This window comes from Nocardia amamiensis NBRC 102102 (genome assembly GCF_001612745.1).
Lineage (GTDB): Bacteria > Actinomycetota > Actinomycetes > Mycobacteriales > Mycobacteriaceae > Nocardia > Nocardia amamiensis.
On sequence record NZ_BDBA01000147.1, the window covers coordinates 19,998 to 33,195 of the forward strand.

General features: G+C 68.1%; 14 protein-coding genes and 1 pseudogene. 6 read left to right on the forward strand and 9 right to left on the reverse strand.

Annotation, left to right across the window (positions count from 1 at the left end):
- Nucleotide 1 precedes the first annotated feature (1 nt).
- Both NA4_RS25175 and NA4_RS25180 read right to left on the reverse strand, forming a co-directional pair.
- Nucleotides 2-634 carry a TetR/AcrR family transcriptional regulator gene (locus NA4_RS25175; protein WP_067474875.1) on the reverse strand — a complete coding sequence of 211 codons (633 nt, stop codon included), beginning with the start codon at nucleotides 632-634 and terminating at the stop codon, nucleotides 2-4.
- A gap of 308 nt (nucleotides 635-942) precedes the next feature.
- Nucleotides 943-1,767 (reverse strand): HAD-IIA family hydrolase, encoded by an 825-nt coding sequence (locus NA4_RS25180; protein ID WP_067474878.1) that lies wholly within the window; start codon nucleotides 1,765-1,767, stop codon nucleotides 943-945.
- Nucleotides 1,768-1,970: 203 nt separating this feature from the next.
- Between NA4_RS25180 and NA4_RS42810 the strand changes: the two are divergent.
- Nucleotides 1,971-2,117, forward strand: a pseudogene (locus NA4_RS42810) (ZIP family metal transporter); the annotation flags it as partial.
- A 165-nt stretch (nucleotides 2,118-2,282) separates the two neighbouring features.
- Here NA4_RS42810 and NA4_RS25190 read toward each other — a convergent pair.
- Nucleotides 2,283-2,735: a MarR family winged helix-turn-helix transcriptional regulator gene (locus NA4_RS25190; RefSeq protein ID WP_245671584.1), complete on the reverse strand. Its 453-nt coding sequence runs from the start codon at nucleotides 2,733-2,735 to the stop codon at nucleotides 2,283-2,285.
- Between the two features lie 122 nt (nucleotides 2,736-2,857).
- Between NA4_RS25190 and NA4_RS25195 the strand changes: the two genes are divergently transcribed.
- From NA4_RS25195 to NA4_RS39420, 3 genes are all read left to right on the forward strand, one after another.
- Nucleotides 2,858-3,856, forward strand: coding sequence for an SMP-30/gluconolactonase/LRE family protein (locus tag NA4_RS25195; RefSeq protein ID WP_067474886.1), 999 nt, complete (start codon nucleotides 2,858-2,860; stop codon nucleotides 3,854-3,856).
- 154 nt (nucleotides 3,857-4,010) lie between these two features.
- Nucleotides 4,011-4,277: a hypothetical protein gene (locus NA4_RS25200; RefSeq protein WP_067474889.1), complete on the forward strand. Its 267-nt coding sequence runs from the start codon at nucleotides 4,011-4,013 to the stop codon at nucleotides 4,275-4,277.
- Nucleotides 4,278-4,398: 121 nt separating this feature from the next.
- Nucleotides 4,399-4,683 carry a type II toxin-antitoxin system VapC family toxin gene (locus tag NA4_RS39420; protein ID WP_245671586.1) on the forward strand — a complete coding sequence of 95 codons (285 nt, stop codon included), beginning with the start codon at nucleotides 4,399-4,401 and terminating at the stop codon, nucleotides 4,681-4,683.
- Between the two features lie 90 nt (nucleotides 4,684-4,773).
- On the opposite strand, the gene groL is transcribed toward NA4_RS39420, so the two are convergent.
- Nucleotides 4,774-6,399: a chaperonin GroEL gene (groL, locus tag NA4_RS25210; protein WP_067474916.1), complete on the reverse strand. Its 1,626-nt coding sequence runs from the start codon at nucleotides 6,397-6,399 to the stop codon at nucleotides 4,774-4,776.
- Between the two features lie 226 nt (nucleotides 6,400-6,625).
- On the reverse strand, nucleotides 6,626-6,919 hold the full coding sequence (locus tag NA4_RS25215) for a hypothetical protein (RefSeq protein ID WP_040784153.1): 294 nt from the start codon (nucleotides 6,917-6,919) through the stop codon (nucleotides 6,626-6,628).
- Nucleotides 6,920-7,086: 167 nt separating this feature from the next.
- Here NA4_RS25215 and NA4_RS25220 point away from each other — a divergent pair, with 167 nt between their 5' ends.
- Together NA4_RS25220 and NA4_RS25225 are read left to right on the forward strand one after the other, a co-directional pair.
- Nucleotides 7,087-9,165, forward strand: coding sequence for an NAD(+) synthase (locus NA4_RS25220; protein ID WP_245671585.1), 2,079 nt, complete (start codon nucleotides 7,087-7,089; stop codon nucleotides 9,163-9,165).
- 58 nt (nucleotides 9,166-9,223) lie between these two features.
- The gene (locus NA4_RS25225) at nucleotides 9,224-9,898 is read left to right on the forward strand and encodes a suppressor of fused domain protein (RefSeq protein ID WP_067474892.1); all 675 of its coding nucleotides are present in this window, start codon (nucleotides 9,224-9,226) and stop codon (nucleotides 9,896-9,898) included.
- On the opposite strand, the gene NA4_RS25230 is transcribed toward NA4_RS25225, so the two are convergent.
- From NA4_RS25230 to NA4_RS25245, 4 genes are all read right to left on the reverse strand, one after another.
- On the reverse strand, nucleotides 9,899-10,129 hold the full coding sequence (locus NA4_RS25230; RefSeq protein ID WP_067474895.1) for a hypothetical protein: 231 nt from the start codon (nucleotides 10,127-10,129) through the stop codon (nucleotides 9,899-9,901).
- Between the two features lie 6 nt (nucleotides 10,130-10,135).
- Nucleotides 10,136-10,861, reverse strand: coding sequence for a Clp protease N-terminal domain-containing protein (locus tag NA4_RS25235; protein ID WP_067474898.1), 726 nt, complete (start codon nucleotides 10,859-10,861; stop codon nucleotides 10,136-10,138).
- A gap of 53 nt (nucleotides 10,862-10,914) precedes the next feature.
- On the reverse strand, nucleotides 10,915-12,003 hold the full coding sequence (locus NA4_RS25240; protein WP_067474901.1) for an NAD(P)/FAD-dependent oxidoreductase: 1,089 nt from the start codon (nucleotides 12,001-12,003) through the stop codon (nucleotides 10,915-10,917).
- An 81-nt stretch (nucleotides 12,004-12,084) separates the two neighbouring features.
- Nucleotides 12,085-13,014: an RNA polymerase sigma-70 factor gene (locus NA4_RS25245; protein ID WP_067474904.1), complete on the reverse strand. Its 930-nt coding sequence runs from the start codon at nucleotides 13,012-13,014 to the stop codon at nucleotides 12,085-12,087.
- Between the last annotated feature and the right edge of the window lie 184 nt (nucleotides 13,015-13,198).

Consider the following 13,198-nt stretch of genomic DNA (forward strand, 5'->3'; position numbering starts at 1 on the left):
GCTATGCGCGGACCGCGCCGATGATCACCTTGCTCAGCACCCGGATGACGTCGTCCAGCGGCGGGCGCGGATCGGCGCCGCTCCACGAATCCACCACGTAGTTGACCGCGCCGATGACCGCGAGCACGCGCATCTCGTAGTCACCGGTGGGTATCTCACCGTGCAGGGCCGCGTCCTCGGTGGCTCCGGCCAGTAGCGAGCCCCACTCCCGGCGCACCGCGAGGCGGAACTTCTCCACCTTCGGGCCCGCGCCGACGACCTCGACCAGCGCGACGCGCGCCTTGCGCGGATCGGATCCGATGGATTCGACGTAGGCGCGCACGGCGGCGTCGATGACATCCAACGCGCTCGCACCGGATTTCGCGTCCAACGCCTTCTTCACAGCGTCCCGCGACTCCCGATCGATCTGCTCGTAGAGCTCTAGAAGTAGCGATTCGCGACCGGTGAACTCCTCGTAGAACTGTCGCGAGGACAGTCCGGCGTCCTTGCAGATGGCGCCGACCGAACTATTGGCGTAGCCGTCGCGTGCGAAGACCGTCAGGCCTGACTCCAGAAAACGCGCACGCCGCTGACGTTGCCGGTCCTCCACGGGTTGCCCGGCATACATTCGACCCGTATTCGCATCCTGTGACATTGGGCCAGACAATACAGAAAGGGCCCGATCGCATCGTCATCGATCGGGCCCTTCGTGAGAACCTTCGGCCGAACACGCGTTTGCCGAAAGTTGGCTGTACAGTGGCTAGCTCATTAATTGGTCGCCGGACCAGAAGCCCGGCGACCATAGTAGTTTCCGCAGACGCACGTTCGTTAGCGGATAAGCCATTCAGCAACTCCGATCTGACCGTATGACTTGCCTGTCACTGGCTATTTGCCGACACAGACGATACCCAGGAGCTCCGCGTTTGCGGGCAATTTTAGAGGGAAACCGTAGAATTTTTTGAATCAAACCGATTCGCCGGTTACGGGAGATTCGCCCGCTGCGCGCAGATCGGCCAGTAAATCGGGTAACGCGGCCACGGAATCGATGACGTGATCGGGCGAACGCTCGGCCGACGCCAGCACTCCGGGCCGGAATTTTCCGGTGCGCACCAACACGCCGGTCAACCCGACGTCTTGCGCCGCAAGCACATCCGAGTGCAGATCATCACCGATCATCAACACCTCCGCCGGATCGAGCCCCATCAATTCCGCGCAGGTGCGGAAGCCCGGCGCGGCGGGCTTTCCGACCACCTCGATCCGCGCGTTTCCCGCGGCCTCCAAGCCGGGTATGTACGCACCCGCATCGATGCACAGTCCATCGGCCGTCGCCCAGGTGAGCCCGCTGTGCATGGCGACGACCGGCACGCCGTCCAGCATCAGCTCCGCCACCCGGCTCAGCGCCGGATGCGTGAACTCCGGTCCCGCTCCGCCGATTACCACCACGTCGGGCCGGTCTTCCGCCAGCGTCACTCCGGTGAGGTCCGCCGCGATATCGCCGTGGTTGAGCATCCAGACGCCGGCGCCGGGATAACGCCGCCGCACGAACTCGGCGGTGAGCCTTGCAGCCGTGACGATCTCGGCGGGCTCGACGTCGATTCCGGTGTCGCACAGTCGTTCCGCGATCTCGGCGCAGGTCCGCGAGGTGGTATTGGTGAGGAACGCCCGGCGCAGTCCGCTCTCGCGGATCCGGCGCACCGCGGCGGCGGCGCCCTCGATCTCCTGCCAGGAGGTCACCAGGACGCCGTCGATGTCGTACAGCACGCCTCGGATCCGGCCGCGGTCGGACATGGCTTCAGCGTACGACCAACGACCTTCCAGCGCCCGGGGGCGATCCCCGATGGCCTGGACCGGCGGCTCGGCGCATCCACCCTGACTTAGTCTGAAGTACGCCCACCGCGCTGCTCTACGGACTCGGGACGGCCGTGCCGCTGGTCTTAGGTGCCGCGGTCGGATTGCACTGGCAGCTACCGAAAGCGGTGCTCGCCTCGCTGATGGCCTTCGTGCAGGCATTCGCCGGCGGCGCGACGATCGCGGTGCTCGCCGACTCGCTGATGCCCGAGGCATACCGCGAGGGCGGCTGGTGGGTCGGAATGGCAACGGCGGCGGGCTTTCTCGTAGCCTTCGTAGTCGGCGGCTGAGGCAGCGCTCAGCACCGGCGACGACCGCGTCCAGCAGACCGGCGAAGCGATAACCCAAGTCCTCGCGACGCAACCGCCCGCAGGCCGTGCCGTCGACCGCTACGGTTCACGGGCGCACGCTGACCGCCCGCGCTGGTTGGCCCCGCGCTGCTTCAGGCCGCGCGATCACACAGTCGGCTCCGGGCGAATGGTGTCCAGCCGGTCGGCGCAGCGAACCAGCAGGGCGAGCATCGTCGCTCGCTCGTCCTCGGTGAATTCCTCGGCCAAAGCGCGTTCGACCCGGATGGCGCGGGCGTCCGCGTCGCGCATCACCGCCGCGCCCTCGTCGGTCAGGGTCGTCTCCAGCACGTTCTTGTGCCACGTGTGCGGGGTGCGCGCGATCAGCCCGCGATCCTGCAGGTTGCTCAGCACCGTGTTCATGGTCGGCGGGGTGACTCCGCACAACCGCGCCAGAGCGGCGGCCGAGATGCCCGGATTCTCGGCGAGGAACAGCAGCGCGGCGTACTGCGAGACGGTGATGCCTGCAGGCTTCAACGCGGCGTTCTTGGCCGCGTTCAGGGATTGCTCGGCGCGCTTGAGATACGAGCCGATCCGTTCGGAGGCGGGCATGGGCGTCATGACGGCATCGTATCCGCACGTCTTCTCGGAAGAGTATTGACGATAATTAGAACTCTAATCTAAATTCGTGCTCACACTTTTAAGTGATCACATCTGATCGCATGATCTCGAAGAGGTAGAGGATGTCCCACACACTGCCCCGGCGCATCGTGTCGACCCTGGTCGCCGGAATCGCGAGCACCGCGCTGGTGGCCTGCGGAACCGGCGACGATGCGCCCGCCACGCACGTCCACACCGCTTACGAACTCCCCGGCGACCGGGTCTACCCGGAAGGCATCGCGCTGGACGCCCGCACCGGAGACAGCTACGTCGGCTCCTACGCCACGGGCGCCGTCTATCGCGCGACGCCGAACGCTCAGCGGGCCGAAGTCTTCCTGCCCGAAGGCGCACACGGCCACAAGACGGCCAACGGCTTGAAAGTCGACGCGGCGGGCCGATTGTGGGTGACCGACTCGACCACCGGCGTCGCGGTGTACGACATCGCGACTCGCTCGCTGCTGGCCGACTTCACCGTGCCCGGCGGCGATCCGCGCTTCGTGAACGACCTTGCCATTACCTCGGACGGCACGGCGTACTTGACCGACAGCATCCGCTCGGTCATCTATCGCGTCACCCCCGGCCAGCTGGCCGCCGCGATCGCCCAGGCGGGACGCGGAGAGTTGACTCCGCACGTCGACCTGCGCTCGGCCATCGGACCGATCGAGCCGGGCACCTTCACCCTGAACGGCATCGTCGCCGACCCGGCGGGCCGCTATCTGCTCACGGTCGACATGCCCCGCGGCGACCTGTACCGCATCGCCCTGACTCCGGAAGCGAACCCCATCACCAAAGTGACCCTGCACGGCGGCGATCTCCGGCAGGGCGACGGACTCGACCTGCGCGACGGCACCCTGTGGGTCGCCCACAACACGACCAACACCATCAGCCGCTGGACCATCTCCGACGACGGCACCACCGCCACGCGCACGCACCAGCAGACCGACGCATCCCTCGGCATCCCCACGACTCTGGTCCGCGACGGGAACCGAACCCTGGTCGTCTCATCCCAATTCGACAAGGGCGGCCCGATGGGCCCGGGCACCCCGAACCCTTTCGCGGTGGTCACCGTCGACGGAATCTGACCCCGAACGCCGGAAGCCGGCCCACCCGGAGGTGGGCCGGCTTCCGGTTCGACAGATGGTGCCGGGTGGCCGACCGCTCCTGCAGCTTCTCACCGTCGCAGTCCGAGTCGGAGTTCTCGATCTCTTGCCTTGTGGCGGTCACTAGACTCGTCGCATGACGTCCGCACACGACTACGAGGAACTCCACCACCTCGTAGACCGGCTTACCCCCGCCCAGGCGCGGCACCTTCGGTTACTCGTGTCAGAAGACCCTGAGCTCTCCACTGCGGCCGCCGCCGCTGACGAAACCGACGATGACGGTGTGCCGGATGCCCTCTTGTCCTTGGCTGGGATCTGGGAGTCGGGCAGGACCGACACGGCGGAACGCCACGACGAGTACATCCGCGAGCGTCTCCGTCGACGGCGTTCCGAATGGGAGTGACAACAACCGTTCTGGATACCGGCCCTCTTGTCGCCATGATGGACCGAAGCGACAACCGACACAAAGAATGTGCCGAGTTCTTCGCCAGCCTGCGCGGCACGCGGCTATACCCGCGCCGGTGATGATCGAGGTCTGCTGGCTGTTGGAAGCACGTCCCGATATCGAAGCCACGTTCCTCGACCGTGTCCAGCAGGGCGTCTTCGAACTTGTTTCGCTGACCAAGCCGGATATCGGGCGGATCGCCGAGTTGGTGCGCCAGTACGCGGATCTTCCCTTGGGAACGGTCGACGCGTCCGTCGTGGCAGTCGCCGAACGATTCGATGCCGATCGAGTGGCAACCCTCGACCGCAAACACTTCAGCGTGGTTCGCCCCGCGCACATAGGTGCATTCACCCTGCTGCCGTAGAACAAGTAAGCCGAGGACCGAACGCCGGAAGCCGGCCCACCCGGAGGTGGACCGGCTTCCGGTTCGACAGATGGTGCCTGGTGGCCGGACTCAGAAGTCCATGCCGCCCATACCGCCGGTCGGGTCGGCCGCGGGAGCGGCGGCCTTCTCCGGCTTGTCGGCGACCACGGCCTCGGTGGTCAGGAACAGCGCCGCGATGGAGGCGGCGTTCTGCAGGGCCGAACGGGTGACCTTGACCGGGTCGGCGACGCCGGCGGCCAGCAGGTCCTCGTAGTCGCCCGAGTCGGCGTTCAGGCCGTGACCCGCGGGCAGGTTGGAAACCTTCTCGGCGACCACACCGGGCTCGAGGCCGGCGTTGAACGCGATCTGCTTCAGCGGAGCCGACAACGCGACCTTCACGATGTTCGCACCGGTGGCCTCGTCACCGCTCAGCTTCAGCTCGTCCAGCGCGGGGGCCGACTGCAGCAGGGCCACGCCACCACCGGCGACGATGCCCTCCTCCACGGCGGCCTTCGCGTTGCGGACGGCGTCCTCGATGCGGTGCTTGCGCTCCTTGAGCTCCACCTCGGTGGCCGCGCCCGCCTTGATCACCGCGACACCGCCGGCCAGCTTGGCCAAGCGCTCCTGCAGCTTCTCGCGGTCGTAGTCCGAGTCGGAGTTCTCGATCTCGGTGCGGATCTGCTGGACCCGGCCCTTGATCGCCTCCGCGTCGCCCGCGCCCTCGACGATGGTGGTCTCGTCCTTGGTGACGACGACCTTGCGCGCCTGGCCGAGCAGCTCCACACCCGCGGCCTCCAGCGAGAGGCCGACCTCTTCGCTGATGACCTCGCCACCGGTCAGGATGGCGATGTCGGCCAGCTGCGCCTTGCGGCGGTCACCGAAGCCGGGCGCCTTGACCGCGACGGACTTGAAGGTGCCGCGGATCTTGTTGACCACCAGGGTGGACAGGGCCTCGCCCTCGACGTCCTCGGCGATGATCAGCAGCGGCTTGCCCGCCTGAATGACCTTCTCCAGCAGCGGCAGCAGGTCCTTCACGGTGGAGACCTTCGAGCCGACCAGCAGGATGTACGGGTCCTCGAGGACCGCTTCCTGACGCTCCGGGTCGGTGACGAAGTAGCCGGAGATGTAGCCCTTGTCGAAGCGCATACCCTCGGTGAGCTCCAGCTGGAGACCGAAGGTGTTGCTCTCCTCGACGGTGATGACGCCTTCCTTGCCGACCTTGTCCATGGCCTCGGCGATCAGCTCACCGATGGACGCGTCGCCCGCCGAGATACCGGCGGTGGCGGCGATCTGCTCCTTGGTCTCGACCTCCTTGGCGGTGTCGAGCAGCTTGGCGGTGACGGCCTCGACGGCCTTCTCGATGCCGCGCTTCAGGCCGAGCGGGTTCGCGCCGGCCGCGACGTTGCGCAGGCCCTCGCGCACCAGCGCCTGAGCGAGCACGGTCGCGGTGGTGGTGCCGTCGCCGGCGACGTCGTCGGTCTTCTTGGCGACTTCCTTGACCAGCTCGGCGCCGATCTTCTCGTACGGGTCCTCCAGCTCGATCTCCTTGGCGATGGACACACCATCGTTGGTGATCGTGGGGGCGCCCCACTTCTTCTCCAGGACAACGTTGCGACCCTTGGGGCCCAGCGTCACCTTGACCGCGTCGGCGAGGCTGTTCAGACCCCGCTCGAGACCGCGACGGGCCTCTTCGTCATACGCAATTGTCTTGGCCATGGCGTTGTTGAGATCCTCCATGTGTATGGCTGACACACAGGACGACCGCAGGTTTGGATCGCCCCATTTACGCTGGCCAGGTGCGGTGCCCGCGACGGACGACCGAGGGTGTCGTTGGAACCCGGTCTCACCGGCCCGACCTGGCACTCACAGGTCGGGAGTGCCAAAAGCATTTTTAGCACTCAGGGGTGGCGAGTGCAAGGTCCGCCAGCGCCGCCGCGCCGGGTCACGGGCGGTCGTCGACCCGCAAGACCAAGGCGACGAAGGCGTCCGTGCGGCGTTCCTCGGGCGTGCGCGGCTCGCCACCCTCGACGGTGACGAGCTCGGCGTCGTGCAGCAGCAGCTCCGCCTCGACCCGCATGATCGCGCGAATGAACGGCGGCGCCACGTCCGGCGGCAGGTCGCCGTTCACCACATAGCTGCCGTCGGGTTGGGACTCGGTGGACACATACGAAAGCGCGCGCAGCAGGTCTGCGCGCCGTTCCCCCGCTATTAGGTCGGAATCCGTTTCATCCGCCATTGCTATAGCTTAGCCGTCGTCGGTTCACGTCTGGGGGCGGGACGATCAGCCGCAACCGGCTGCGACGATAAAAGCGCAGGTCGAAGCGCTGGCCATGGGCTCACCGGAAACCGGGCACCGCACCTGGACGTCCAACGCGGCGTAGATTCCGGATAAACCATGATCAGGTGATCCCGAAGGGGTATGCGGTGGCCGACCTGTCGTTCGATTCGCTGTACTGGCACGGGTTCGCCCGGGTGGCGGTGGCTGTGCCACGGGTCCGGGTCGCCGATCCCGCCTACAACGTCGAGCAGACCGTCGAGCTGGCCGGCGAGGCCGCGGCGGCCGGTGCGGTGCTGACGGTGTTCCCCGAGCTGGGTTTGTCCTCGTATACCGCCGACGACCTGTTCCACCAGGATGCGCTGGACGTCGCGGTCGCGGAGGCGCTGGAGCGGGTGGTCGCGGCGAGCACAGACCTCGACACGGTGCTCGTGGTCGGCGCACCGGTGCGGGCGCAGGGCAGGCTGTTCAACTGCGCGGTCGCGATCTGCCGCGGCGTCGTGCTCGGCGTGGCACCGAAGAGCTATCTGCCGAGCTACCGGGAGTACTACGAGAAGCGTCAGTTCGCGGCGGCGCGGGAAGCGCTGGAAGACCAGGTCACGATCGCGGGGCACCGGGCGCCGTTCGGGTCCGATCTGCTGTTCCACGCGAGCAACCTGGAGGATTTCACCTTCCACCTGGAAATCTGCGAGGACGGGTGGGTTCCCTTGCCACCGAGCGGCTTCGCCGCGCTGGCCGGGGCGACCGTGCTGGTCAATCTGTCGGCGAGCAATATCGTGATCGGGAAGGCGGACTACCGGCGGGCGCTGTGCACCTCGCATTCGGCCCGCTACCTTGCGGCGTATCTGTATTCCGCCGCCGGGCACGGCGAGTCGTCCACCGACCTCGCTTGGGACGGGCAGGCGCTGATCTGCGAGAACGGCGACCTGCTCGCTGAGGGCGAGCGATTCTCCGACCACCCCCAGCTGGTCACCGCCGATCTGGACCTGCGCAGGCTGGCGGCCGATCGGTTGCGCACCACCAGCTTCGCCGACAATGTGCACGACCACCGCGACCGGCTGGCCGCTATGCGGCGCGTCGAGGTGCGGCTGCCGATCCCCGAAGAAGCGATCACGCTGCACCGCGACATCGAGCGGTTCCCTTATGTCCCCGCCGATCCCGCCGTGCGCAACGAGCGCTGCGCCGAGGTGCACCACATCCAGGTCGAGGGGCTGAGCACGCGATTGCGGGCGACCGGCCTGGAACGTGTGGTGATCGGGGTGTCCGGCGGGTTGGACTCCACCCAGGCGCTGATCGTGGCGGCCAAGACGATGGACCGGCTCGGCCTGCCCCGGAGGAACGTGCTGGCCTACACCATGCCCGGGTTCGCGACCAGCACCAGGACCAGAACCGATGCGCACCGCCTGATGGCGGCCCTCGGCGTCACGGCGGGCGAGATCGATATCCGCGCTTCGGCCACCCAGATGCTGCGCGACCTCGGCCACCCGGCCGCCGACGGCGCGGCGCACTACGACATCACCTATGAGAACGTGCAGGCGGGCGAGCGGACCTCGCACCTGTTCCGGCTGGCCAATCGGCACGGCGCGCTGGTGGTCGGCACGGGCGACCTGAGCGAGCTCGCGCTCGGCTGGTGCACGTTCGGCGTCGGGGATCACATGGCGCACTACAGCGTCAACGCGTCGGTGCCCAAGACGCTGATCAAATACCTGATCGCCTGGGCGGTGGACACCGATCAGTTCGGACCAGAAGCGGGCGAGGTGCTGTCGTCGATTCTGCGCACCGAGATCTCCCCCGAGCTGATTCCGCACACGGATACCTCGGTGCCGAGACAGAGTTCGGAAGCCACGGTGGGCCCATACGAGTTGCAGGATTTCCATCTGTACTACCTGTTGCGCTTCGGCTACCGACCCAGCCGCGTCGCCTATCTGGCCCGGCACGCCTGGTCCGATCCCACTGCCGGGCGCTGGCCCGACCTCGTGCCCGCCGACCAACGCAATGCCTACGACCTTGCCGCGATCAAGCATTGGCTGGCCGAATTCCTGCGCCGCTTCGTGCAGACCAGCCAGTTCAAGCGCTCGACGCTGCCGAACGCGCCGAAGGTGGGTTCGGGCGGATCGCTCTCGCCGCGCGGCGACTGGCGCGCCCCGAGCGACGCGTCGGCGGCGGCCTGGCTGGACGAGCTCGCCCGCAACGTGCCGGACTCCTGACGGGCACAGCACGCGACGCCCCGAGTGCGGCTTCGCGGCGCGTGCTTATGGTGGCGGGGTGAGTGAAAAACCCGGCTGGGATGCCATCGACGGCGCGTTGCGGCCGCTGTACGGCGACAGCGAGCCCTTTCACTGGGCCCCCGACCACCCGTGGTCCCTCGGCGGACCCGACCCGCTCGACGGGATCAGCGCGTACTCCCGCACCGACCCGGTACCGCACTGGCACTACATCGGCTACGGCATGACCGAGCTGTACGAGAAGGAATGGGACAACCCCGCGGAATCCGGCTGGGGCTTCGAATTCACCTTCCGCCTGGCGCGCAGGCCGGAGCAGACCGAACCGCCCGCGTGGCCGGCGAACTTCCTGCAGAACCTGGCGCGCTACGTATTCCAGTCCGGCAAGTGGTTCGAGCCGGGACACACCATCAAGGCGAACGGACCGATCGCCGCAGGGCACATGGACTGCACCAATCAGGCCGTCTGCTTCGTGATCGACCCGGAACTGGGCACCATCGACAGTGTGCACGGCCAGGTCAGGTTCCTGCAGCTCGTCGGCCTCACCATGCCGGAATACCGTGCGGCGCAGGGGGGACGTGCCCTCGAATTGCTCGCGACGCTGGAACCCCGGCTCCCCCTGTACGTCACCGACATCCACCGCGAGGCGCTGGTCTCCGAGCCGAAACCGCAGGCCCGCTGGCCGCGGTGGGGCGGTGGTCTGGCCGGGCGGGCGTGATCAGGCCGCTCGCGCGATCTGGTGTGTGACCGGACCGCTTCGGCGCGGCCCGGCGATCCCGGCTCCTCGGGTGCGCAGCGCCCGGCGACGACGCGACCGCGCGGCACGCGCGCCGCGGAACCCGTTGACCGCATTGCGGATTCGGTGATCGGAAGCCGATCGACGCGCCACGCCGATGACCAGCACAGCCACCGCCAGCACGGTTGCCGCCCTGAGCTGCCCGCCGCTCATCGCCGATCAGGATTTCCCGGACGTGAACGACGCGAGCAACTCGATCAGGTGCGCTTCGGTGCGCGCCTTGTCCATGCCCAGGTCGCTGAGCAGCCCGGAACCGTTCTCCTGTTCGAGCAGGGCGAGCAGCATGTGCTCGGTGCCGATGTAGTTGTGCCCCAAGCGAAGCGCCTCGCGGAAGGTGAGCTCGAGGACCTTCTTGGCATCGGAACCGAAGGGCACCAGCGCCGGGACCGCACCCTCGCTCGGCGGCAGCGACGCGGCGGCGGCCGCGGCGAGCACGTCCAGCGCGACGCCATTGGCGACCAGCTCATGCACCGCGAGCCCCTCCGGTTCGGTGAGCAGCCCGAGCACCAGGTGCCCGACGGCGATCTCCGGGTTTCCGGCGGCGCGGGCGGCCTCTTGCGCGGCCATCACCACCTGGCGCGCCCGCGGGGTGAACCGGGCGAAGCCCGCGTTCGGGTCCATGGCCGCGGCGGCGGCCGGGTCGGGCACCTTGGGCACGAAACGCTTCTGCGCGGCCTGCTTGCTGACGCCCATACTGGCGCCGATGTCGGTCCAGGAGGCCCCCGAGCGGCGGGCTTGGTCCACGAAATGGCCGATCAGGTGATCGGCCAGCTCGTCGAGGTGATTCGCCAGGACAACGGCGTCGGACAGTTGCTCGAGCACGTTATCGGGACGGGCTTTCTTGATGCCCTCGATCAGGTCGTCGAGGCGGAATTGCGATGTCATGCGTCAACCATAGGTTGACGGCGGCACAGCCGTCAACCATTGGTTGACGATTTTCAGGGCCTGGCGGCCCGGGCCGCTCCGCGCACTATCCGCTCTTTCACCCACGCCGCGGTTCGTCCGGTCAGCACCATCCCGCCCGGTGCGTCATCGGCGCGCACGAATTGGACCAGCCCGTCGCGTCGGCCCAGACTCAGGCACTGGAGCACATACCGGAACCGCAGCGGCCGCGCCTTGGCCCCGCGCATCCGCGCGACGACGGCATCGGCCGCGTGCTTGCCGGTGGGCAACGCCGTGGCACAGGCCATGCGCAGCTCGCGTCCGCCGGGCCCGGCGACAACGGCGGCGTCACCCGCGGCGTAGACGTCCGGATGCGACACCGAACGCAGGGTGACGTCGGTCAGCACGCGGCCGTCGGAGTCCACCGCAATCCCCGAGCGCGCGGCGAGGCCCGGCACCCGAAAACCCGTGGTCCACACCGTCGCCGCCGCCTCGATCAGTGCACCGTCGGCCGATCGCACGCCCGTGGACGTCACTTCGATCACCTTGACATCCGCGTGGATCTCGACCCCGAGCCGCTCCAGTGTCCGCCGGATATGCCTTTGCGCGCGCGGCGACAGCCAGGCACCCGGTTCCTCCGAACCGATCAATAACACCCGGTTATCCGGGTTCGATTCGGCCAGTTCCGCCGCCAGTTCGATCCCGGTCGCCCCGGCCCCGACCACCGCGACCATTCCGTACGGCAGCACCAGATTCTTCGTATCCTCCTGCGTCGCAACGGAGTAGGCGTGCTCCGCCACGCCCGGCACGCGCTCGGCATCGGCCACGCTGCCGAGTGCGTAGATCAGGGTGTCGTACGCCAGGGCGGGCGCCGAGCCGAGCACCACGCGCTTCCCGGCCGTGTCGATGCCGGTCGCGACGGCGTGTGCGAAGTGAATGCCCTTGGATTCCAGCAACTCCCGCAGATCCCAATCCGGAATCTGTTGCCCGGCCGCCCGCTGGTGCAGCCGCACCCGCTCGACGAACGCCGCGTGGGCGTCGACCACGGTGATTCGCGCGTCCCGTGCCGTGCGTGCGAGCCTCCGCGCCGCCGCCAGCCCCGCGTACCCCGCGCCGAGGACGACGATCCGATGCTGTCCGGTCATGATGTGGCTCCTTTCGATCGGCCATCACCCCTCAGACCGGACAGGCCGTCGAATCCTGACAGACCAGCACCGTGAAGCGCGTCACACGGAGCGGCGAGGCCGCGCCGGGAGCGTGCCGCCTACCCTGTCCGCCCCGCTCGACCTGGCGAAATAGGCCAGCTTCTCCGGGTTGACGATCAACCGCAGCGCCTCGACCGCCCCGTCGGCCACATCGATCCCCACCACGAGCAACGGCGCCCCATCGACGCGCGCCACCACAGCCGGCGTGCCGTTGACCTCCTCGACGAGCAATCGCATTCCCGGCACTTCCCAGCGCAGCAAGCCCGCGAGGTACCGCGCCACATGGTTCGCGCCGCAGATCGGGCGGCGGGCCGCGGTGATCCGGCCGCCGCCGTCGGCCGTGGCGGTCACGTCGGCGGTGAGCATCCGCTCCAGCGAGTCGATATCGCCGTCACGTGCCGCCTTCAAGAACAGTTCGACCAGTTCCCGGGCGCGCTCGGCCGGAATGCCGAAGCGGGCCCGCCCTTCTCGCACGCGCTGGCCCGCCCGCCGGAAGATCTGCTGCGAGTTGGCCTCGGTCACGTCGAGCATGTCGGCGATTTCGCGGTGCGCGTACCCGAAGGCCTCGCGCAGCACGAATACCGCCCGTTCGACCGGATTCAGTCGCTCCAGCGCGGTCAGCAGCGCGAAGGAGACGAGTTCGCGCTCTTCGACGCTCTCCAGCGGACCGAGCTCGCCGTTCGCGGTCGGCACCGGCTCGGGCAGCCACGGACCGACGTAGTTCTCCCGCCTGGCGCGTGCCGAAACCAGCCAGGTGCGGCACAAATTGACCAGCGCGGTGGTCAACCACGCTTCGGCGGAGCGGATTCCGCCGCGCTCGGCGCCATCCCAGCGCAGATAGGTCTCCTGGACAGCGTCCTCGGCCTCGCTGGCCGAACCGAGCATCCGGTAGGCGAGCGCGAAGAGCCGCGGTCGGTGCTCCTCGAACTCGCGAAGTCCGTCGGCCTCCATGTCTACCTTCTTCCGCCCCGGGCCTCCGGATACGACCGTACCGCCCCCGGAACGTATGGGTTGCCCGCGCGCCGTTCCCATCACCGGCACGGCGGCTCTCCGGATGCGGCTATGAAAGATCCGCGCGCGGCGGCTGGTTCCCGTTCTGGCGCTGCTTGCCGCCCGGTCGGCGCAGCCGCAGCCG

What these genes read in the sequence shown, in the direction of transcription:
- NA4_RS25175 (WP_067474875.1), bottom strand. Translation starts at nt 634, where the DNA reads ATGTCACAGGATGCGAATACGGGTCGAATGTATGCCGGGCAACCCGTG.
- NA4_RS25180 (WP_067474878.1), bottom strand. Translation starts at nt 1,767, where the DNA reads ATGTCCGACCGCGGCCGGATCCGAGGCGTGCTGTACGACATCGACGGC.
- NA4_RS25190 (WP_245671584.1), bottom strand. Translation starts at nt 2,735, where the DNA reads ATGACGCCCATGCCCGCCTCCGAACGGATCGGCTCGTATCTCAAGCGC.
- NA4_RS25195 (WP_067474886.1), top strand. Translation starts at nt 2,858, where the DNA reads ATGTCCCACACACTGCCCCGGCGCATCGTGTCGACCCTGGTCGCCGGA.
- NA4_RS25200 (WP_067474889.1), top strand. Translation starts at nt 4,011, where the DNA reads ATGACGTCCGCACACGACTACGAGGAACTCCACCACCTCGTAGACCGG.
- NA4_RS39420 (WP_245671586.1), top strand. Translation starts at nt 4,399, where the DNA reads ATGATCGAGGTCTGCTGGCTGTTGGAAGCACGTCCCGATATCGAAGCC.
- groL (WP_067474916.1), bottom strand. Translation starts at nt 6,399, where the DNA reads ATGGCCAAGACAATTGCGTATGACGAAGAGGCCCGTCGCGGTCTCGAG.
- NA4_RS25215 (WP_040784153.1), bottom strand. Translation starts at nt 6,919, where the DNA reads ATGGCGGATGAAACGGATTCCGACCTAATAGCGGGGGAACGGCGCGCA.
- NA4_RS25230 (WP_067474895.1), bottom strand. Translation starts at nt 10,129, where the DNA reads ATGAGCGGCGGGCAGCTCAGGGCGGCAACCGTGCTGGCGGTGGCTGTG.
- NA4_RS25235 (WP_067474898.1), bottom strand. Translation starts at nt 10,861, where the DNA reads ATGACATCGCAATTCCGCCTCGACGACCTGATCGAGGGCATCAAGAAA.
- NA4_RS25240 (WP_067474901.1), bottom strand. Translation starts at nt 12,003, where the DNA reads ATGACCGGACAGCATCGGATCGTCGTCCTCGGCGCGGGGTACGCGGGG.
- NA4_RS25245 (WP_067474904.1), bottom strand. Translation starts at nt 13,014, where the DNA reads ATGGAGGCCGACGGACTTCGCGAGTTCGAGGAGCACCGACCGCGGCTC.